This window comes from Acinetobacter sp. RF14B, assembly GCF_006864105.1.
GTDB classification, from domain to species: domain Bacteria; phylum Pseudomonadota; class Gammaproteobacteria; order Pseudomonadales; family Moraxellaceae; genus Acinetobacter; species Acinetobacter lwoffii_C.
The window spans coordinates 1-20,200 of record NZ_SMTB01000049.1; the positions used below are offsets into that span (position 1 = coordinate 1).

22 protein-coding genes and 1 pseudogene are annotated in these 20,200 nt (G+C 35.1%); 11 read left to right on the plus strand and 12 right to left on the minus strand.

The features are described from left to right. Nucleotides 1–493, minus strand: a 493-nt coding sequence (locus E2K52_RS08720; protein ID WP_151204760.1) for a RepB family plasmid replication initiator protein, incomplete at its 3' end; no start/stop codon positions are given. 2,229 nt (nucleotides 494–2,722) lie between these two features. On the opposite strand from E2K52_RS08720, the gene E2K52_RS08730 reads away from it, so the two are divergent. The 3 genes from E2K52_RS08730 to E2K52_RS08740 all read left to right on the plus strand — a co-directional run bounded on the left by E2K52_RS08730 (nucleotide 2,723) and on the right by E2K52_RS08740 (nucleotide 5,657). Next, nucleotides 2,723–3,709: a hypothetical protein gene (locus tag E2K52_RS08730; protein ID WP_225518789.1), complete on the plus strand. Its 987-nt coding sequence runs from the start codon at nucleotides 2,723–2,725 to the stop codon at nucleotides 3,707–3,709. Between the two features lie 218 nt (nucleotides 3,710–3,927). Beyond that, on the plus strand, nucleotides 3,928–4,368 hold the full coding sequence (locus E2K52_RS08735; protein ID WP_151204761.1) for a hypothetical protein: 441 nt from the start codon (nucleotides 3,928–3,930) through the stop codon (nucleotides 4,366–4,368). Nucleotides 4,369–5,036: 668 nt separating this feature from the next. Then, nucleotides 5,037–5,657, plus strand: a complete 621-nt coding sequence (locus tag E2K52_RS08740; RefSeq protein WP_151204762.1) for a SinI family restriction endonuclease — start codon at nucleotides 5,037–5,039, stop codon at nucleotides 5,655–5,657. On the opposite strand, the gene E2K52_RS08745 is transcribed toward E2K52_RS08740, so the two are convergent. Both E2K52_RS08745 and E2K52_RS08750 read right to left on the minus strand, forming a co-directional pair. Then, a complete protein-coding gene (locus E2K52_RS08745) occupies nucleotides 5,658–6,809 on the minus strand; it encodes a DNA cytosine methyltransferase (protein WP_151204763.1) in 1,152 nt (383 codons plus the stop codon). 68 nt (nucleotides 6,810–6,877) lie between these two features. Then, nucleotides 6,878–7,126, minus strand: a complete 249-nt coding sequence (locus E2K52_RS08750) for a hypothetical protein (RefSeq protein WP_151204764.1) — start codon at nucleotides 7,124–7,126, stop codon at nucleotides 6,878–6,880. A gap of 224 nt (nucleotides 7,127–7,350) precedes the next feature. Here E2K52_RS08750 and E2K52_RS08755 point away from each other — a divergent pair, with 224 nt between their 5' ends. From E2K52_RS08755 to E2K52_RS08785, 8 genes are all read left to right on the plus strand, one after another. Continuing rightward, on the plus strand, nucleotides 7,351–8,007 hold the full coding sequence (locus E2K52_RS08755) for a hypothetical protein (protein WP_151204765.1): 657 nt from the start codon (nucleotides 7,351–7,353) through the stop codon (nucleotides 8,005–8,007). A 59-nt stretch (nucleotides 8,008–8,066) separates the two neighbouring features. Next, nucleotides 8,067–8,402, plus strand: coding sequence for a hypothetical protein (locus E2K52_RS08760; protein ID WP_151204766.1), 336 nt, complete (start codon nucleotides 8,067–8,069; stop codon nucleotides 8,400–8,402). A 321-nt stretch (nucleotides 8,403–8,723) separates the two neighbouring features. Then, nucleotides 8,724–9,251 (plus strand): plasmid replication DNA-binding protein, encoded by a 528-nt coding sequence (locus E2K52_RS08765; protein WP_151204767.1) that lies wholly within the window; start codon nucleotides 8,724–8,726, stop codon nucleotides 9,249–9,251. Between the two features lie 194 nt (nucleotides 9,252–9,445). After that, nucleotides 9,446–10,378, plus strand: coding sequence for a replication initiation protein (locus tag E2K52_RS08770; protein WP_151204768.1), 933 nt, complete (start codon nucleotides 9,446–9,448; stop codon nucleotides 10,376–10,378). Nucleotides 10,379–10,504: 126 nt separating this feature from the next. After that, entirely contained in the window at nucleotides 10,505–11,038 is a 534-nt protein-coding gene (locus tag E2K52_RS08775) for a hypothetical protein (protein ID WP_151204769.1), read from the plus strand. A gap of 1,717 nt (nucleotides 11,039–12,755) precedes the next feature. Beyond that, nucleotides 12,756–13,706, plus strand: a complete 951-nt coding sequence (locus E2K52_RS08780; protein WP_227548225.1) for a hypothetical protein — start codon at nucleotides 12,756–12,758, stop codon at nucleotides 13,704–13,706. A gap of 228 nt (nucleotides 13,707–13,934) precedes the next feature. After that, the gene (locus tag E2K52_RS15065) at nucleotides 13,935–14,084 is read left to right on the plus strand and encodes a hypothetical protein (protein ID WP_153228193.1); all 150 of its coding nucleotides are present in this window, start codon (nucleotides 13,935–13,937) and stop codon (nucleotides 14,082–14,084) included. Nucleotides 14,085–14,547: 463 nt separating this feature from the next. Continuing rightward, on the plus strand, nucleotides 14,548–15,018 hold the full coding sequence (locus E2K52_RS08785) for a hypothetical protein (protein ID WP_151204770.1): 471 nt from the start codon (nucleotides 14,548–14,550) through the stop codon (nucleotides 15,016–15,018). A gap of 291 nt (nucleotides 15,019–15,309) precedes the next feature. Here E2K52_RS08785 and E2K52_RS08790 read toward each other — a convergent pair whose 3' ends face one another. The 9 genes and pseudogenes from E2K52_RS08790 to repM form a co-directional block, all read right to left on the minus strand. Further along, entirely contained in the window at nucleotides 15,310–15,624 is a 315-nt protein-coding gene (locus tag E2K52_RS08790; protein ID WP_151204771.1) for a BrnA antitoxin family protein, read from the minus strand. After that, nucleotides 15,611–15,898, minus strand: coding sequence for a BrnT family toxin (locus E2K52_RS08795; RefSeq protein WP_151204772.1), 288 nt, complete (start codon nucleotides 15,896–15,898; stop codon nucleotides 15,611–15,613). Before E2K52_RS08795 ends, E2K52_RS08790 begins: the two co-directional genes overlap by 14 nt. Nucleotides 15,899–16,169: 271 nt before the next feature. Continuing rightward, entirely contained in the window at nucleotides 16,170–16,970 is an 801-nt protein-coding gene (locus tag E2K52_RS08800; protein WP_151204773.1) for a hypothetical protein, read from the minus strand. Nucleotides 16,971–17,070: 100 nt separating this feature from the next. After that, nucleotides 17,071–17,343: a NadS family protein gene (gene nadS, locus E2K52_RS08805; RefSeq protein ID WP_151204774.1), complete on the minus strand. Its 273-nt coding sequence runs from the start codon at nucleotides 17,341–17,343 to the stop codon at nucleotides 17,071–17,073. Nucleotides 17,344–17,595: 252 nt separating this feature from the next. Then, the gene (locus E2K52_RS08810) at nucleotides 17,596–18,333 is read right to left on the minus strand and encodes a hypothetical protein (protein WP_151204775.1); all 738 of its coding nucleotides are present in this window, start codon (nucleotides 18,331–18,333) and stop codon (nucleotides 17,596–17,598) included. Between the two features lie 22 nt (nucleotides 18,334–18,355). After that, a pseudogene (locus tag E2K52_RS08815) lies at nucleotides 18,356–18,682 on the minus strand (hypothetical protein); the annotation flags it as partial. Between the two features lie 200 nt (nucleotides 18,683–18,882). Further along, nucleotides 18,883–19,026 (minus strand): hypothetical protein, encoded by a 144-nt coding sequence (locus tag E2K52_RS15200; protein WP_171478830.1) that lies wholly within the window; start codon nucleotides 19,024–19,026, stop codon nucleotides 18,883–18,885. A gap of 21 nt (nucleotides 19,027–19,047) precedes the next feature. Beyond that, nucleotides 19,048–19,623 (minus strand): plasmid replication DNA-binding protein, encoded by a 576-nt coding sequence (locus E2K52_RS08820; protein WP_151204777.1) that lies wholly within the window; start codon nucleotides 19,621–19,623, stop codon nucleotides 19,048–19,050. Beyond that, the coding region (repM, locus tag E2K52_RS08825) for a replication initiation protein RepM (protein WP_151204778.1) at nucleotides 19,616–20,200 on the minus strand (585 nt) is incomplete at its 5' end. The genes E2K52_RS08820 and repM, both read right to left, overlap by 8 nt.

Genomic DNA, 20,200 nt, shown 5'->3' on the forward strand with positions numbered 1-20,200 from the left:
TAATAGGAGTTTTTCCTGTACTTCTCCATTGAATCAATAATTCATAGAGTCTGCTTGAATACACACTTTTCAAGTTGGCTGTTTGGCTTAAAAGATATTGAGTAAAGAATTCTTTTACTCCATTGATACGGCTAATGCCTTGAACAACGGCAGGCGTAAAAACAATTTCTATGGCCCCTTCATTGTCCAAATATTTAACTTGAGAAATCCAACGACTTTTTACAAGTTTTCCATCTTCATCAAAAAAGCTGAATCGGCGATTAAATAGGGTTTCTTCTGCTTCCTTCATTCTCATATAAGCATTTTGTCGAGTAGTACCAAATACATCGGCATAACGTAATGCATCTATTCTTAGAGGCATATCTGTAGTTAATCCTGTACCAGTGTCTCTTGCATCTACAATAGCCAATTGAACAATATGGAATTCTGCTAAGGAAAGTACCTGAAATGCTTGATTCAAACGATTTGTTTTAACTACAAGATCTTTTTTCATGTGGTAATTAAACGTCTTTATATGAGTTATTAATAGATTTAAAAGACATATTAATACAAATCATTTTAAAGACAAGTATAAATTTGTCTTTAAACGACAACTAAACGTCCTTATATGGGTAACTAAACGTCCTTATATGGGTAACTAAACGTCCTTATATGGGTAACTAAACGTCCTTACATATTCTTTGAATCTATTGAAATATAAGGCTTATAGGCAGTCTAAAAGAATTTAAAAACTTTAAAATAATTAAAAGCCCAATCATGAAAAATTGCCCTTGGTTTTCGCTACGCTCAAACTCTATTGAATCTCGCTTTCGCTCGATTCGAGGGGCAATTTTTTGGTTAATATTTTCGTGAGTTTTAGAAAAAGCAAAAGCAACTCGGAATTCGCTTCGCTCATAGTACTTTTTTGCTCGCTTCGCTCGGTCTAGGCTCAATTTTCTACATATGATTTACGCCTTTTTTGACTTCACAGCCTAAAAAAGCTGTTTTTCAGGGAGTCTAGGCGCAACTTTTGGTGTGTTCGCTCGTAGACACTCGCTCTGATATAGCGATTAAAAGCAAAAAATAGGGGGTAGGCGCGTTTTTTCACTGATTACCAAGATTACCTATATCAAATAGAGAAAATGGCTTAAAACGCAAATGAGCGCAAAATGGAAAGCAGTTTATTAGGGTCAATGCTCAGGACCTCGAACTCAGTTATTTATGTGTGATGAGGGACACACAGATTTTTAATTTAGTTCAGCAGAATCAGCTGCATCAGGTGTTTTAAGTGACCTACCTTCACTTTAACCATTTTTTGAAAGTCGAGTTAAAAGACTTTGATTTAACTTGTGTTCTCAAGGTTCTTGGAATTTCTGGATCCGATGCCACTCGAATCTGATCTTCTAGGTCGATTTTTACAAATGTGGCTGGAGGGTTTAGACCGCCAAGTCTATGAAGTTGCCAAACTTCATCCTCAAACCACATTCTTCCAATTCTCTTACACACTCCAACTTAATGGCGTGTCCTTTCGTTACTCATTTCAACGCTCGCCTTTCACTCGAATTGAAATGCTTCCTTTGCCATTACAGCAAAGCCCTACTAAGTCACTCTCCCACAGTTCTGTTTTCGGAAGTTGCCTCCGATTGAATAAAGACCTCTTCAAATTAAAGAGAAATCTTTAAGCAATACGGCTTCGTCATTAAACAAAACTGCTTCCCAAGTTAGTATTAAAACAGTTGTTTTCAGTTGCCTGAAAACTGGCAGAACCCGTGCCGATCTCCTGCATACAACACCTACATTCCTATCTCTCCCGATCGCAGTTCCAAGTCGTATCGGGTTTATACAATGTTGTATGCAGTTAATAATCATCCACGTTCACGCCTTACCCATATCGACATACACAGCCTAAACAGCACCATGGTGACGATCTTACAGGCTTGAGCTATCCATTGATCTCGACAGCAAAACAGAATGTCATCCGACAATTTCACTGTTTCACCTAAAATCGAGTACCGATTGCGCCAGCTTTCGCCTTGCAACCCTGACACCTCACGATGCCCTCAAAAGCCCACCTGTGGGTATAACCTACGCCCTTGTCTTTATTCTTGTTTTTGACTTGAAGCGTCTGGTTATCAGCTATTGACGAGGTTACTCATTCCGTGAGTCCTCTGACTGTCTGTTTTAATACAGGGTTTCGGCCCTTTCAGCCTAGGAGGGAAGTTACTCCCACCGCCACGTCACCGTGATCCCGTGTCCTTGTCGCCCAACTGACCTCCACCTTGGGAGTGGAGGGTGTTCATTCATCAAAATGAGTGAACAGGTAGAAAGCGGGAGTCACACCCGCTAGCCCCTCGTGTAGCCGCGCCAGCTAGAGTTTCCTCACGCACGCAGCTTCACCACTAAAGCTTCTTAAAGACTGGCAATCCTCAAGAAGGGGGAGTGTGTCTGATTCATGGGTAGGCAACCCAGGAACCAAACAGAAAAGAATTGGCTCATGGATTGGCAGTCCACGGAAAAAATCAAAGACCTTAAAAGCGTTATATTTGATCAAATGGTGGTCGTCAAGACCAATTTTTGGAACTGCTATTTATAGAATCACCAAAGGTGGTTCATTAGTACGATCTAAAATTTATAAAATATGAATTTTCTAATTTAAAGAATATATTTATAGAATTTTTTAGGAATATACTTTATAAATCTCTTATAGAATCACTTTTGTAAATCTTTTCAGGAATAAGAAAAAATGATCTATTACAGTTATAACCCAAAAGATTTTACAAAAAATATCATGGGATTGATGACGAATGAATATGATCTTGTTTCCGAAAAATTTAGCTTTGATGTTGATGAAGCAGAGGGCATGATTAATAAATGGATTGATCGTTATCACTTATTAGACACAGCTCAACAGACTTATCGTAGAAGATTGAATGTGGAGCCTGTTTTTAGCCTAATCATTAATTTTAGATATGAATATTTACAGGGAATGAGTGACGATGAACGCTGGAAGAAATTTGAGCATGGTGAATCCGTTTTTTTAACTAAAGTCGATGCTTATTTGTTTTGCCGCACCAGTGATGCTTTCTTATTTGATGAAAAAACTAAAAAAGTTTTGAGCAAAACAGACAAACAAGATTTATTGAAGATTAACCGTAAAATCTTTGAGATCTGTCCAAGTGCAGAGACCTTTCATAATATTGCCAATATAGCCCCAATCATTGTCGGTAAGTATGAACTGGTGCGGCTGACAAAACCCAAAAAAAGTATTAAAGAACTTAAAGCCAAGAATTGGACCAATGAGAAACATGCGACAGATTGGACTTGGCGGTTGACTGACCGTGCTTATAAGGAACAATTAGAACAAGGAAAAAGAGTTGTTTTACGATTTCAAAATATGATTGAAAAAAATGCCAGCTTAGATGAAAAAAAAGTCTATTTTGAACGGCATTTTAGGGCTCTGGAAGGTTATCTTGGCTATCGTGGTGTTCGTCAGCAGATTGGAAATCTATATCATCTTGAAAAAAGATTATTTAAGGATAAATACAATCAGTCTTGGTTTGATCATGGTGCCAGAACTTTAAAACTTGCCTATATGAAAAAGCTTAAAAATCTAATTGCAAACAATACTCTATATAAAGAGGCTGAATCTCAATTTTTGAGTGTATTGAAAGAACATCTCGATAAAAATTATGAGAAATGGAAAAAAGATTCTAAACAAGCTGAGGGATAGGAGGTTTTGGTTTTTACTTATCGGGCGGGACCAACAGCATTAATTCGCATCTTAGATGCACATCCTAGTCTTATTTAAAAAAATGCATTAAAAATGGGAGCTTAGCTCCTATTTTTTGTAACTTCGTATAACGGCCATTATGTTAAATAGAATCAAAACACCTCCAATAAAATCGTTATAGTATTATTGTTTATTGAGTAGATAAGAGAATTAAATTAGTGAAATACTCAAATGAAAAAATAGTAAAAGCTCTCTTACTTTCTCCTTTACCACTACTTTTTTTCACAGCAGTCCTGTTTATCGTAATGAATCAGGAATACAGCCTATACTCGATTTTAGTGGTTCTTGTAGGGCACGGTCTTGTCTACTTGGCTTATTGTATTTTGACTGTACCTTTCAGCTTCATATTCTCAATTCTTTTAAATCGTTATAACAGTCTTAATTTATTAACTATCTGTATTGCCTCTATAATTATTGCTACTCCATTTTTTATTCTTTTTGGATGGAGTCACACAGGAGAAATTTCGAAAGAGTGGTGGAAGATGTATACAGATACATGGACTATCTTTATGGCTCTATTTCCTGGCTTATGTTATTGGCTATTTCTGATTAGCCTAAAAGATAAGAAATCAAAAAATATTGAACAAACCATTGTATAGAGATTTTTAAACTTCCCTAAAATTAATATAATGCGGATTATGCGAAGCCCTGAAATACAATCAGGGCTTTATTTATCTCTACCTTAAATTTCAACAAGTATTGATTCGCCAGTAGAACAGTCTTCATTACGCCGAAAAATATATTTTTGCTCGAATAATGATCAGTGATTTACTGAAATAGATTACACTTTTGATCAATTTTTTCTTGTATTTTTTTAAAAGCGAGCAAAAATGAAAACACACCAATTTTTTAAACTAAGCTTAAGTTATTGATATAAAACAAATATAATATATTTGTAGGTGTACGACAGGGTTTTTTTTTGAGCTTTCAGGTGTACGACAGGGGTTTTTTTGAAGCGTAAATGTAATTTTATTTGCTGAATTAGTTTTACACTATTAAAAAAATAATTAATATAAAACAATAACATAAGATAGATGATTTAATTGAATAACTTTATTTGTGTCTAATTTTATTTTGATGGATTACCTGACTTTTTTGAAGATTAGTAAAAGTGTACGACAGGGGTTTTTTTTGAGCTTTCAGGTGTACGACAGGGGTTTTTTTTAATAAAGAAAGAAGTTCGTATAAGAGATTTTATGTTAAATGAAGTACTTTTATAGTATTAAAAGTCTTTTCTTATTAAGATGTTGGTTTTTTGATATCTAAAATGTTTGATCCAAAATTTCAAATCTTACTGAATTTCCTTAAAGATAATCCTGATCGACTTTCAAGCAGAAGTAAAAGTCTCCATCTAGATTCTGATGAAGGCATAAATGCTTTGCATGAGTGCTATATAAGATCTAAAAAACAAAAACTTGCTTTATCAAGGCCAACAACTATTCCCGATGATGCAGTCAGTGTAATACTTCAGCAATGCTGCCATTTTACAGAAGAGCAGACTGAGCAAATTAAAGTTGAACATCAATTATCTATGTCAGCAGAAAATTTAGTTGGTGCATTACTTGAGCGGTACATAGCTCAGATCCTTGAACCACATGGATGGGTTTGGTGTGCAGGAGACTTTGTGCGAGCAATTGATTTTATTAAATATAATGAGTCGACTAAATTATGGGAAGCCGTTCAGGTAAAGAATAGAGATAATACCGAGAACTCTTCATCCTCGGCTATTCGTCAGGGAACAACAATTGAAAAATGGTTTAGAACGTATTCCAAACCATCTAAAAAAAGAGCGACTAATACAAATTGGGAAAACTTTCCTGAAGAAGAGTTTCGTGATCAGTTAAGTGAAGAGGGATTCTTACAATTCATAAGAGATTACTTAGCTTAATCACTTCTTTTGAAAAGCCTTTTTCCAATCTTTTTCAGTTGTAAACTTATAACGAGAGAAAGGAAAACCTTCCGGTGGCTGTATATCTTTGCCTTGGTCATGATTAATAATTGCTTGGGCAATTGCATAACCTAAGTCACCGGGTACGGCATTCCCAATTTGTTTATATTGATCAACTAACTTGCCAGCAAATTTCCAATGGTCAGGGAACTGTTGAATACGAGCATATTCAGCCACGCTCAATGGGCGATCTTCTTCAGGATGAGCAAGATCAGTTGCTGGCATCGTTGGGCTAGTAACAAGAGTTGGGCTGGGTTTATTCCAGTCTAAACGTCTTAAAAATCCTGTTTTGCCACCACCTAAATAATATGATTTTCCCATAGCTTCTTTTTGAAGTTCATCAGGCAAATTTCTCCAATTTTGCCCAGACTTCAATAAGCGATAATATTTAAGTCTCTTCTCTGGAAATACAGCACAAGCCTGATTTTTATCTGGAGTTAGGTTACTAATAGCTTCTTTAAGAGTTTTCCATGGTTGAAGGCCAAATTCGCCATTTTGACTATGGGTTGGATTCAAATATGGGACTTTAGAGCCATCGGCAGATGCAATAATTACTACACGCTCACGAATTTGAGGTGCCCCATAATTGGCAGAATTGTATAGGTTAAGAGAAACGCCATATCCTTTAGTTTCTAGAAATTGAACAACGTATTCTAGAGCCGTACCTTTTGCATCTTTTAATGAAATTTCGTCATGATCTGATGGTTTATAAACAGCTGATAATAGGCCTCTTACATTTTCTATGACGATGTAACGAGCTTTTAGATCAGTGGCTAATTGAAGGTAATGAATAAATACGTTACCTCGCTCATCTTCAAATGAACGTCTTGCGCCAGCTGTCGAAAATGCTTGGCATGGTGGACCACCCACAACTAGATCGATCTGATCTTTCTCCGATAATCCTAATTCTTGGAGAATATCTTTTGCCGAGTAATTTCGAATATCACCTAATAGCGGAACATTGGGTTGATTTATTGTGATTGTTTCCTGACATTTTTTATCAAACTCACAATACATCAAAGGCTTAAAACCAGCTCTTTCTAAACCAAGATCTAGACCTAAAGCACCACTAAAAAAACTAAGATAGTTCACATAACGATCCGACAAAAACAATGGTGGGATCATACTAAAAATACAATCCCAGGTCCACTGTTAAATCTTTATCTTTCTTTATTTGATTGAGAAAGAACCGATGCTGCTAATGTTTTTGTAGTATCGCTATATTTATCACTTTGCAGAACTTGAGATGCTTTTAATTCCATATCAGCACCAGTTTGTTTACTAGATTGTGACTGCGAAAGTGCCGAACCAGCTAATTCTTTTTGAATGGCTGACGAAGAAGGATTCTTTAAAATCTGAGATGCTAAAGAACTAACGGATTTTGATGTTTGTTTAGAGTTTTTAGACATAGTAAATACCTGATATAAAAATATTTTTATACTATGAAATGAAAAACAAAAATGTTCAATATTTAAACGACACGGGTTGTCGTATAGGAAAATTTTCTGCGATTTCGTATAACAGCCATTATGTTAAATAGGAATAAAAATTTATTTTAACTTTAAATTTTAAAGTTGTTGACTTTGTTTTATGGATTTATTAAAGTTATTTTAACTTTTAAAAGGTGGTTATCATGAGTCTCATAAAAAAACTTCACAATAAACAAGCTACGGAAACCAAAATGATTTCAACATCAGTAAAAATTCCTCAAGTTATGGATGAAATAATTTCAGATTTAGCTGTATTTTTTGATTCAACTAAGCAAGAAGTAATTCTTGATCTATTATCTGATGCAATAGATAACTATAAAGCTGAAGAAAAAAAGCTTTTGGAACAACAAGAAAATGAGATTGATGGGGATGAAAATAGCTCTATAACTAATCAAGAAAATATTGCTATTAATCATAATTATTTTCTTTTAAATACTTGTAAACGGTATTCAATAGATGATCATCATTTCATGATTAATAATGGATATGCGGCTGCATTTGATGATGGATATAAACAACAAATAGAACGAATTAAAAAAGGAGATGTTGTATTTTTATATGCTAACGGAAAAGGGATTTCAGGCTACGGTATAGCATCAGGTCAAACCATAAAAATTGATCATGATGGTGTACCAGAAAATTGCTACTATCAAGTGCTAGAGGACTATCAACTACTAGATACGCCTTTAAAAGCAAAAGATATTCGAGATATTTGTACTAGAACTCCAGTATTTTTAAAGACACTATCTAAAATTAATAAAAAAGATGGTCATATTATTTACAATAAGTTGAGTAATTAATTATATAAAACAGCCAATTAGAACTAATTGGCTGTTTTAATTTAGGGATATGATCAAAAATGAAGATAGGTATTTTTTGGTTTTATAGCGATAAAATTATAGGCATTGCTCATGAGTTTAATTCTAATGAAAAGGATTCTATTGGGTTAATTGATAGTAAATATACACATGTGGAATACTGGGAGCGAATCAACGCAGATATCCCTGAATTACGGTATATGGAATATGATGAAGTTCCTAGGGGAAGAGTTATTTTTGATACCAACAAAAATAAAATGATCGTTTATTTAGATGAAACCTTAATAAAAAGAAGTAAGGTAAATGAAATCTTTAAATTTTTTGATATAACTTTAGACCAGGTCATCTTAAGGAAAGATCCACATTATAGGGTTTAAATAATTAGTAAGATTTCCTACAATTAACATAATACACCTTATACGAAATTCTATTTTTTATTTTATATAAATCATAGTCTTATCCTATAGAAAAAAGCCAAATCCATGCCGATTGGGCTTTTTTATGGATTATTCACGTTTAACGCCTGCTTATTGAGCAATATTCCATGAGTTTTTGTAATCCTCATTAATCATTCTGCAGAAAAAGCAACTTAATAAATTTCCTCTTTTTAATTAAATATAAAACATTGACCGAATTGTCCCCTTTATTTGTCCCCTTTTTATGTATATTAGGTACACAAAGGTACAAAGGATTAAATCATGAAAAAAATGACAGTAGGGGAACTTTCAAAGCTATATGGCATACACCGACAAAGCATCTACAAACGTATAAATAAAGGAGATTTATCAAAATCAGCAGATGGAAAAGTTGATTTTGCAGAAGCAATACGAGTCTTTGGTGAACCTGATGGTAAGGGAGAAGTCGTCACCAAGGTACAGTCAACTCATGTACAAATTGGTACACAAGTTGACAGGTTGCAGTTACAGGTGGACATGTTAGAAAAACAGCTTAAAAAAGCCGAAGAAACTGAACAGTTTTTAAAAGATCAAATTAAAGAAAAAGACACCAGCATTCATCTTTTACAGACTCTACTTTCAGCACCAACACCAAAAGATTCAGGTGGTAAACAAGAGGATGCCACTCAAGAAATAGCTCCCCAAGTTATTAGTGAGTCACAGCCGATAAAAACCGCAGTGTATTCAGGGAAAGAGCAAACAGAAACTGAGCTAAAACCACGTAAGAAAGGGCTTTTAGGGCATGTAATGGGTGTTATTTTTAATTATTAAATAGATTTCAGTCTTATTATCTTAACTTCTGATTCTACTTGAGTTAAACTTTTCTGTAGTCGAAAAAAAAGCCCATCTTGGCGGGCGGGCTTAATTTTCGGGATCTTGCAACAGGATAAGTATTACAAGCACCTAGAATATGCTGTCATTTTACCTGTTGCGCTTTGATAAAACAAGCCAATTGAGTAAAAACATTGACCGAATTTATAAATAGCTTATTTTTAGAGCATTTAACTGAAAATCTACCTAAAAAACCGTGGTGTACCGACATTAAAGGTACAGGTTTGATTGTTCAACCTAAAGAAAAAGCTATAAAATACAAATATATACAGTTAAACCACCCTTGTTACCAAAAATATATAATCTTAGACCTAGATTATGAACATTCACTTGCAGAGATTTTGTTTAGTCGAGTTGGAATACCATTACCAAATTTTGTGACTGCTAATTTTGTTGGCGGTAGATCTCATGTAGTCTTTGAATTAGAAAAACCAATTTACAAAACAGATCATAGTCGGTTGAAAGTCATTGAGTTCGCACACGCCATTACTCAGCGATTACAAGAACTATTTGATGCAGATGTGGCATATTCAGGAACTATTACGAAAAACCCTGCTTCATCGAATTGGCGTGTCACAGAGCTAAGACAAAAACCTTACTCTCTCCATGAGCTTGCTGAAAAAATTGATCTACCTCCAAAACTGTTGCCTTCTCAAAAGGAAAAAATTTCGGCACACGAAGCAATAGGGTTAGGGCGTAACTGCTATGTCTTCCACACAGCTTGTCCTTTCGCATATCGAGAGATACGAGCGTATAGGGGTAAAACCTACAAACAATGGGAAAGTGCAATGATCGCCCACTGTACAAGCCTAAACGAGGGTTTACCTGAGCCAATGACGTTCAATGAGGTAAAGGGTATTGCTAGAAGTATAAGCCGATACTGTTGGAGAAAGGATGGCTACTACTACCAAGAGTTTATAGACCGACAAAGCAGAAAAGGCGCTATTGGTGGTAAAAAATCTAAGCGTGGTGTGAAAGTTGATTCTGAGAGATCTACAAAGCCGTGGGAAGCAATGGGAATTAGTCGTGCGACATATTACCGCAGACAGAAAAATGAGACCAAATAAGCCTAACTCAGTTAATAGCCTTTTTAAGGGGTTTTGTTCTTGTCATTTGAGTCAATTCTTAATATGTTCCACGGTACACTCTTTCTATCATTTGCTTAGGCTATCTATTTAGTTGGTGATTGTTTTATGTCTACCAAAAAAGATTCAAAAAATCTGGAATTGTCTAAAGAGGATAGAGAAGCTTTAGAAAAACAGATTATGGCTGACTCAATTGCTTTGAACCCAAAAGCACTTATTCACAGAATGAGTTTAAACCATGACTTTAACGAGTGTTTGAGGAATGCAGACAAAGGCTACATCGTGTCTTTTTTTGTAGAAGAAGTAAGTCTTTTAAGCAGAAAGACGGCACTTTCTGAAAATATCAGCGTTACGTTTGATGCTCCGTATGTCCTTTTGAAAAATGGTGTGAGTATTCCTGTAGCTGATGCTGAAGATTTAGAGCGCAAAGTTACATTGATTGAGCTTGGTGGTGCTGCATCTGATCTAATCCCGATACCCATCATTCTAAAAGATCATGAGTTTGACCGCTTTATTCAAACTCTGAATACAGATGACAGAAATAGGACTTGGGAAAATTTCTTTAAAAAGTATGGTGATTCAAAAGATTTAGAAGATTTTATGGTAGATCGTGAACAGGATGTGCCGAAAGACGAATCTTAGGCCACAGTTTGCGTCAAATTTGATTTTTCATTGTTAGGCTATGGTTTTGTATATAAATCAAGGAAAGTCGCTTAAAACGCAAATGATGAGGTTTTATGGAATAAGACAAGACCATATTGCAAAGGTGCAATATGGTCTTAAATGGATATTAAAGAGTCCCCTCTTGTTTCCTCTGAATTGATCTTTTTACGGATCTTTTCTGTACCTAATGGAAACGAGTACAGCACTATTATTTTTCATGACCGTGTGATCATTACACCATTTTTAAGTCGAGCTAAGACTTGATTTCAATACTTGTTTACTCAAGGTTTTTTTAAAATCTTTATTGTTTGATGCCAATCAAACAAGACTTCTAGATTTGTTTTTCTATTTGCATCTTTAGGGTTTAGACCGCCAAGTCTATGAAGTCGCCAAACTTCATCCCAAAAATACAAATGTCCAATTGTTCCAACATACATCACTAACGGTGTGCTCTTTCGTTACTCATCTCAACGCTTGCCTTTCACTCGAATCGAAATGTTCCCTTTGCCATTACCGCAAAGCCCTACTAATGCACGCTCCCACACTTTATGCTCCAATGTAGCCTGACTACTAACACAACCTTTGGTAAAAAAAATCAAAGAGAAATGTTGCAGTACAGCATCTTCACAGCTTTCAAGTGTTTCCCAAGTTAGCAAAAAAACAGTTGATTCTAGTTGCCTAGAATCTAGCAGCCCCCGTGCCAATCTCCCCTATAATGTGCCTACATTCCTTATTCCGCTGACCGCAGTTCCAAGTCATTTCAGCTTTATACAACACACTATAAGATCAAAAATTATCCACGTACTACCTTACCTAACTCCACATAATCGGTTTTCACCAACCTGCGGAGATTACAGGCTTGAGCTATCCATTGATCTCGACAGCAAAACAGAATGTCATCCGACAATTTCACTGTTTCACCTACAATCGAGTACCGAGTGATCCACTTACGCTCACACTCCTGACACCTCACGATGCCCTCAAAAGCCCACCTGTAAGTATCACTTACGCCCTTGTCTTTATTATTGTTTTAGACTTGTAGCGTCTAGTGATCGGCTATTAACGGAAATATCATCCATTGAATTTCCTTGACCGTCTGTTTTTAAATGCAGGGTTTCAGCCCTTTCAGCCTAGAGAGAAAGTACAAAAGTACCCCCTCTCACCACTTCACAATCTTTCGATTGCTTATAGGTTCCCGTTTCCTTGTCGCCCAACTACACGACTTTATTCAAAGTAGTGAATGAGTAGAAAAGGGGAGTCTCACCCCTCCGCCCTCGTTGCAGCCGCGCCAGCTAGAGTTTCCTCACGCACGCAGCTACGCCGATAAACTCCCTATCAAGTTGCTAAAGCTTGATTAGGAGGGACGTATGTTTTCAGTTCATGGGTGGCAACCATGAACCAAAAACGAAAAACAATTGGCTCATGGATTGGCAGTCCACACGAAAAACAAAATCTTAAAGCGGTTATATAACGATCACGGTTTGGGTGTCAATATTAGTCCACGGAACTGCTTTTTATAGAATCTCAAAATGAGGTTAAATAAAAAATAAAAACCCAATAAAAGTAGATTTTATTGATTTTAAAAATCTTTTTTATAAATAACACATATAATCTTTTTATAAATATCCTTATAGGATAACATTAAAAGATAACCTTAATGGAATAACAAAAATTGATCTATTACAGCATAAATATAATGCAACATTCCCAATCTATTATTGGAATGGCATCAAATGAATATGAATTAGCGTCACCTGTATTGACGTTAAAAATTGAAGATGCAAAAAAATTGATTGCCAAGTGGGTTGATCGTTATCATTTACTTGATACACCTCAGCAAACGTACCGTAGACGCTTAAATGGTGAGCCTGTTTTTAGCCTAAGTGTTTATTTTTACTTCAACATGAAGGGAGCGGATGAAGATCAGAAGTGGCAAGCATTTACGACTTTTGAAGAAAGCTGTACTCAATTTGCTAAAGTACAACTCTTTTGTCGGTCAAATGACGTTTTTCTTTATGATGATGAGTCGAATAAAGTTCTTGATATAAAAGATAAAAAAGATATACCTAAGATCAATCGAAAGATTGAAAAACTCATTCCGAGTTCTGAAAAATTCGACTTTTTAGGTAATTTGGAGATCATAAATCGTCACTACGAGTTAGTAAGGATCACAAAACCGAAAAAGAGTATTAAGGAGCTAAAGGCGCAGGCTTGGGAGCAGACCAAACACGCTACAGATTGGACATGGCGTTTGACTGAACAAGCATATAAAGATCAGTGTAAACAAGGTGAAAGGGTAGTTCTGCGTTTTCAAAATCTAATTGAGAAGCAAGCAAGTTTAGAGGAGAAAAGCAGGTACTTTGAACGACATTTTCGTGCCCTAGAGGGTTTTCTAGGCTATCGAGGTGTAAGACAGCAAATCGGTACGATGTATCACCAAGAGCGAAGACTCTTTAAAAGCAAATACAATGCTGATTGGTCTAATCATGGTGCTAGGAAACTCAATCTTAGTTACCTAAAAAAAATTAAAAATAATATACCTAACAATAGTTTATTGGATGATGCATTCGAAATGTCTTTTCAGCTACAGGCTGAATACGTTCAAAAACAATATCAAAATTGGCTGAAAAAAAATGAAGCTAAGTAACTTTACTAAGCGAAGCTTGGCTTTTTTCCTTGTCGTCCTCTGCGGTATTGGCTTCCTGAATTGCAAGTCGAAAGAACCGTCACAAGCCGACCAAGACAGCATCACAAGAGCAGAACAGAGAGAAGCAGATTTTATGCAAAGACGTGCTGAGTACATCAAAGAGTATGGTCATGTTCCTCCAAGTGAAATGGAACGTGGATCGACTTTGATTCAAAAATAGATGGTTATATGGTTGACGTTGATGAAGCTGAAAAGTTCGAGGGTACAGGGACGATAACGCATGAAGAAGCGATAAAGCGTATAGAGGAAGCTACTAGGAAAATACCGACAAAAGTTGTCCGTACACAGGCCGATATTGATGATTTTTATGATGATTAGACTCATTCTAATTAGTTGAGTTTTATTGGCATTTTAATTTTTAAAAACAAAAAACCACCTAAAAAGGTGGCTTCTTGTACTGCATGAAAGATTTAGTTTGAAGCACTTTCACTTAAACAGATTAACTTGAGAATCAAATATTAAGTAAAAAAGATAATAATGTCAAATTATTATTAAATATCATGTATATACTAAAACATTGACCGAAATACATAAGACAATTTTTTCATAGAGAAACAGTTAAATATTTTTTATTTCGCATAAGAGATTTTATGTTAAATAAAAAAAGCTACCTTAATAGGTAGCTTAAACTGTATTTTATATTTTTGGTATTTCATACAGAAAATATGAAACGCTTAATGCCAAGATTTCATGCTCATCTTGGAACTAATTATATCCAAGACGGTTATTCATTTCACTTTTTTAATAAACCTAATTGCCCATTGTGTAAGCCAGCACCAAAATGAAAAAAAATAGAATTACTGGAATTATTGGAATTATTGGAATTATTGCTATTTTTAGCGATAATTCTGAGTGCTTTTTAAAAAATGGGATTTGTATATCAAGTTTCGAATATTCTCATTCTACTGAAAAAACGCTATATAGGAATAGAGATGCTTTGACAGAAGATGAAAAGTTAAATTGGATTCATTTACAGAGTATTTATCCAAAGAACGAAATAGGATTTTGGAATAATTGCACTGAAATATCTTCTAAATCAATAGTGTGCTCATTTCAACAACTTGTTAATATAAAGGAATGTGTCCCTTTAAGTATTGATAGATATCCCATTGAAAATTGGCGGTTAAAGTTTTATGAAATAACGATACTTGATAACTATCAGTTTGAAATAAAAAATTATACTGGACGAAAAAACTCATGGATAGAAGATCAACATATAAATGTTATGCAAGAGGTCTTGTGTGATAGTTAGAAATGGATCAGGAAATTTGAACAACTACTATAAGTGCTATTCTGCTCCATATATTGATGTTATAAACATCAATATATGGAGTATTTCTTGGCACGTAGACTAAGCAGGAATGCCACCTCTAATTACTCTTAAATTCTACTTTAAACTTCGGTTATTTATGGGAGGACTGACTACCCATGGGCATTAAAAGGTAATCTCAAAAAAAATATAGTCCTATTACTATGAAACATTCCTAAAATTAACATAATACACGTTATATGAAGTCAAAAATGGGAGCCTAAGCTCCCATTTTTATTGATGATTTTTTAAATCTTTTAACATTGCTTCACGTAGAATTTTATTCATGCGTGTCTGATAGCCTTTCCCTTGTGCTTTTAACCATGCCAGTACATCAGCATCAAGACGAACAGAGGTTTGTTGCTTCACTGGACGATAAAATTGCCCATGACGAATAGCATTACTCCAGTCTGTAATTTCAGGAATATCTGATAGATCTAGCTGATCGTCAGGAACCGTTCCCTTAGCAAGCAAGCGTTCAATTTCAGCATCTTGCTTGTCGCTGAAATTTTCATTCAGCTCTTTGCGTGTATATCTAACCATGCTCATATTGATTTCGCTCCGCCTTAGTTACCTGTCTGGCACTAATGATTCGTATGATTTCACAGTCATCTTCATCAAAGATTGTGTGGGCTACTAGTAGCATTAGTACGCCTTTTACTTTTCCAATGGTCTGCCAACGTTCTTCACCATCGGTATGTCTGTCTTGGATTGATATCCTCAGCGGATCTTCAAAAACAAGGCTTGCAGTTTCGAAAGAGACATCATGCTTTTTCTGATTCTTTCGATTCTTAGCCTCATCCCATTCAAAATACTGTTCCATAAAAAACATTCAAATTTGTATATACAATAATGTATCACAAAATTGTATAACTCAAGTTGAGAAGCGTAATTTTTAGTCAAATTTATTGGCAAGAACTATCAAAACTGCTCATAAAAAAGCCGACTTGTTTCTAAGTCGGTTTTTTGTGGTTTTTCAGGAGGATGAAAAATTTTTAACTATATGAAAAACAAAGATATTTTAAAAAGAATTTCGTATAACGCCCATTATGTTAAATAGACTCAAAAATAGTGGAAGTTTTGCGATAGTTACTCTATTGATTAGCATTCCAAGCTTTTAATAAACGCCAAATATTTTGATCTACAGCTTTCCAATCTTTTAATGATTCATAAGGCATTCTCCATTCAATATTCACGTTAGGATAGAGAGGTGTTTCAGATTTTGTGGTTATTACGATTTGGTCTGTAAGATTACGATTAATTGTCATTAAAAATTCAGAATGGTATGGATCTGATGCATGACCTAAACAATGATAAGAAATATCAGAATCCAAATTTATTGAATAGCATTCTAAATCAAATTTTTTAAATGAATCTTCATATTTTACAAATTTATGTGATGTTAAATAGTTTATCCATTCTCTTGGTGTTCGTTTATATTTAAAAGATATGGGATCAAGTGTACTGAAATTTTGTAGATGCACTTTTACTTGATCTTGATAACTCCTATCATAAAAGTTATTAATTTTTATATTCTTAGCATTATTCAAAAGTAGATTAAATTGCATAGGCTTTTGAAAATCGGCAACGTTCTCAATTTTATCATCGTCATTTAGTATTTCTACTGTAGGAATGAAGTTAATAGGAAACTGCCCAAGAAAAGGGTTACTTAAAACTATGCCTTGCTCAATATTCTTTTTACCACCTACAACTGTTTTTATAATTAAATCCGATGAAATCCCCCAAGTCACTAAATCCCCTGATTTTGATATATCTTTATAATATTCAATATCCGATTTTTCTGATAAAGATTTAGACCTAGGTTCTGAAGAGTCAGTACATCCACATATAGCAGTAAAATGTATTAAAATAATAAAAGTTCTGATGGCATTCATAATGAAAGTCTTCTATTTATTAAATTTCCCTAAAATTAACATAATACACGTTATACGAAGTCAAAAAATGGGAGCTAAGCTCCCATTTTTAATGCATTTTTTAAATAAGACTAGGATGTGCATCTAAGATTCGAATCAATGTTGCTGCTGGTCCTGCTGGATAGCGTCGGCCTTGTTCCCAGTTTTGCAGAGTACGATGGCTAATGTGGAGACGTGCTGCAAATTCGCTTTGACTTAAACCAGTTTTTTCTCGCACTTCCTTAATATCTGGTAATTCAAGTTCGGTCGTTCGACTAGCTTGGATCTCTTTGCGCTTGATTGCTCCTGCTTCTTTAATCGAAGCAACTAAGTCATCAAATAAGTTGTTATCCATGAAATTGCTCCTTCACGAGTTGGCGCAGAATGGCGGTTTCTTTATCCGTTAGATTATCTTTTACAGATTTTGGATAAGCCACCAAGAAAAAGATTTGATCATCCTCATTTACCCAATTAACTTAGACCAGTGTTGATCAGTCAACATTGTACGAGGCATAGCGAGGAGTAGATTTGGTTTAGCGATTAAATTCTACTTCCTCGCTATTTTTTGCACAGTAAATGTCAACAGCCCCTAGTTATTTTTGTCAACTTAAGTGTTTTTACGTTGTTGATTTAAAAACAGAAGATATGGGATCAAAAATACAAAGATTAATGCAGGTATAATGGTAAAAAAGATCAGATACCACACATAGCGTTGATTGGTTTTATATAAATGAACATGATAATCAATCCCTCGATAAAAGTCGGGTGATTTGATTTTGAAGATCAAATATCTATATTTCAATGGATATTTCAAATCATCAATATATTGAATATCAAAATCTTGATCCATCATATAACCATATTGGCATTTATCTTTTAAGATTAGATCACAAACAGGGGTTGCCTCTATATCAGCATTATTAACATCCATTACCGGGAAAACACCAGTTCCTGAAAACCTATTTAAATTAGCTTTTACCCCCCCCTTCATAATCACTTTTGCTTGTTTGAGTTCACTGACATAACCCTCTATATCCAAAAAAAGAATAGCGACCTTTTTATTTAAACCTGTTGCCATAGCGACTACCACGACAGTCATCACACCAACTTTGATATGCTCCCATAGCAGCTTTTTCTTTTGTACTTTAAGCTCTTCAATCGGGGTCGTCGCATAAAAATGACCTAACCAAAAACCAAAAAATAAAGTACTGCTAAAGAACCAAATGGTTAACCATTTCATGCCATCAAAATTGGCATCGGCAAAAACCCAGTACAGCATCCCACAGGCGTAAAAAATAATAGCCGTAAGCGCTAGTGTGTAACGGTTAATGTTAAAAGCATTCATAAATTACGATTATCCTTAAAATTTATTTGAGCAATTTTTTTGGTCGCACTTTCTCAACTTCATTAAACAAACTAAAAGTCTGATTCACATAATTCACAACACCTGAGATTTGATCCATGTAACTCATTAATTCAGGTGTTTTCTCTGCTTGAATTAGTTTTATCGTGCGTGATGGATCAAAACCATCGAATTGACAATAAAATAAAGGTTCACCCCGTTTTAAAATCAAATCTTTAGAAGTGTCATGCCATTCAAATGCCCACATCAATGGTCGAGGCCAAATATGAATCGGAAAACGCCCACCAAAGATTGTGCCTGGTAGCGGATTTTTACGGTAATGCCCAAAGGCGGGATATTAAAAATTAAGTTTGGCTAAAATTAACATAATACACCTTATACGAAATGCTTTCTTTTATTTCATATAAATCATAGTCTTATCGTAAAGCAAAAAGCCCAACTCAGCTGAGTTGGGCTTTTTTATGGATTCTTCACGTTCCACGCTTAATATTTGAGCGATGTTCCACGGTTTTGATTAGATCAGATAAATAGTCATTCCTGTAATTGCTTTTCTTTTGGGCGTTCTTTTAGTTCTTTCTGAAAGGCTCGTTGATCCATAATACTGGCAATGATCATGATGGGAATACCAATAAATAGAAAGCCAATGCCTTGTAGGATCTCTTTCAGTTTTTTCATACGTAATGCTCCTTGGAGAGCTTAGTCTTCATTGAATACCGCACTCAGTACTCGGCCAAATAAGCTACGTTTTTTGTGTTGTGGCACTGCCACATTTTGCAACGTAGCATGCTGTAGCGTTTGGGTGTGGTATGCCGTAGTTTCTTGCTGTGGCACTGCTACATTTTCTGCAATATTTAATTCATTATTCTTTTTGTTATCAGTGTCTTGTTGTGTTGTCGCATGCTGTGGCATCTTGGTGTCGCATGCCGTAGCATCTTGGTGTGGTGCTGCTGTGGCAGGTGCAACACTTTTCAGCTCAATGAGTGTTTGCATACGGTCAATTTGTTGCATTAACCGTTCTTCACGTTCTTGGTATTTTTTGACTTCATTTTCTAAATGGGCAATAAGTTTTTTTGTAGATTCATCACCTTCTTGCTTAGATGATTCAATTTTTTGAGATGTTTGCTCAGGTTCTCCAAAGCATCGTATGACCTCTGCTAGATCGAATTGTCCATCACTGGAGCGTGATAAACGTCCATTACGTACAGCTCTGTAAATGGTTGATCTATCCACATGAAATTTTTTAGATACTTCACTTAGTGATAACTTAGCCATTTACGGTGTCCTTTTTATTTGATGGCATGTATCCCACTTTTTTTAGGTATGGGTATAGCTCTTTGAATTGAGCGGGATCTTGTAGCATCTCAGCAATACGTACAGCAAACTGTTGGTAGCTTTCTGTTCCTTGTGAATAGCGACCCATTTCAGGGAGTTCTGAAAGTTTATTTGCAAACATATGCCGTTGAGCATCGGTCATCTTTGAAAAAAGCTCCAAAGTGTTCGGATCTCTTTCTATTGATGGGCTATCCTTCTTCTTCTGTTTAAAGGTAAAAGAAAATCCTGAAATAGAGCGGCCTTTTTTATGTTGTTGATAAGTTGCTTTAATATCTGTTTTTTCATTAATGTCATTAATAGCTAGATCAAGAACTCTTTTTTTAAAATCGCTCATTAATTTGTATTGATCTTCTTCGACTCCAAGCTGCGCACGAAAATCTTCTAAATTAATAATAGGAGTTTTTCCTGTACTTCTCCATTGAATCAATAATTCATAGAGTCTGCTTGAATACACACTTTTCAAGTTGGCTGTTTGGCTTAAAAGATATTGAGTAAAGAATTCTTTTACTCCATTGAT

Coding starts and splice junctions, on each gene's coding strand:
- E2K52_RS08730 (WP_225518789.1), top strand. CDS start 2,723: ATGATCTATTACAGTTATAACCCAAAAGATTTTACAAAAAATATCATG.
- E2K52_RS08740 (WP_151204762.1), top strand. CDS start 5,037: ATGTTTGATCCAAAATTTCAAATCTTACTGAATTTCCTTAAAGATAAT.
- E2K52_RS08750 (WP_151204764.1), bottom strand. CDS start 7,126: ATGTCTAAAAACTCTAAACAAACATCAAAATCCGTTAGTTCTTTAGCA.
- E2K52_RS08755 (WP_151204765.1), top strand. CDS start 7,351: ATGAGTCTCATAAAAAAACTTCACAATAAACAAGCTACGGAAACCAAA.
- E2K52_RS08760 (WP_151204766.1), top strand. CDS start 8,067: ATGAAGATAGGTATTTTTTGGTTTTATAGCGATAAAATTATAGGCATT.
- E2K52_RS08765 (WP_151204767.1), top strand. CDS start 8,724: ATGAAAAAAATGACAGTAGGGGAACTTTCAAAGCTATATGGCATACAC.
- E2K52_RS08775 (WP_151204769.1), top strand. CDS start 10,505: ATGTCTACCAAAAAAGATTCAAAAAATCTGGAATTGTCTAAAGAGGAT.
- E2K52_RS08780 (WP_227548225.1), top strand. CDS start 12,756: ATGCAACATTCCCAATCTATTATTGGAATGGCATCAAATGAATATGAA.
- E2K52_RS15065 (WP_153228193.1), top strand. CDS start 13,935: ATGGTTGACGTTGATGAAGCTGAAAAGTTCGAGGGTACAGGGACGATA.
- E2K52_RS08785 (WP_151204770.1), top strand. CDS start 14,548: ATGAAAAAAAATAGAATTACTGGAATTATTGGAATTATTGGAATTATT.
- E2K52_RS08790 (WP_151204771.1), bottom strand. CDS start 15,624: ATGAGCATGGTTAGATATACACGCAAAGAGCTGAATGAAAATTTCAGC.
- E2K52_RS08795 (WP_151204772.1), bottom strand. CDS start 15,898: ATGGAACAGTATTTTGAATGGGATGAGGCTAAGAATCGAAAGAATCAG.
- E2K52_RS08800 (WP_151204773.1), bottom strand. CDS start 16,970: ATGAATGCCATCAGAACTTTTATTATTTTAATACATTTTACTGCTATA.
- nadS (WP_151204774.1), bottom strand. CDS start 17,343: ATGGATAACAACTTATTTGATGACTTAGTTGCTTCGATTAAAGAAGCA.
- E2K52_RS08810 (WP_151204775.1), bottom strand. CDS start 18,333: ATGAATGCTTTTAACATTAACCGTTACACACTAGCGCTTACGGCTATT.
- E2K52_RS15200 (WP_171478830.1), bottom strand. CDS start 19,026: ATGAAAAAACTGAAAGAGATCCTACAAGGCATTGGCTTTCTATTTATT.
- E2K52_RS08820 (WP_151204777.1), bottom strand. CDS start 19,623: ATGGCTAAGTTATCACTAAGTGAAGTATCTAAAAAATTTCATGTGGAT.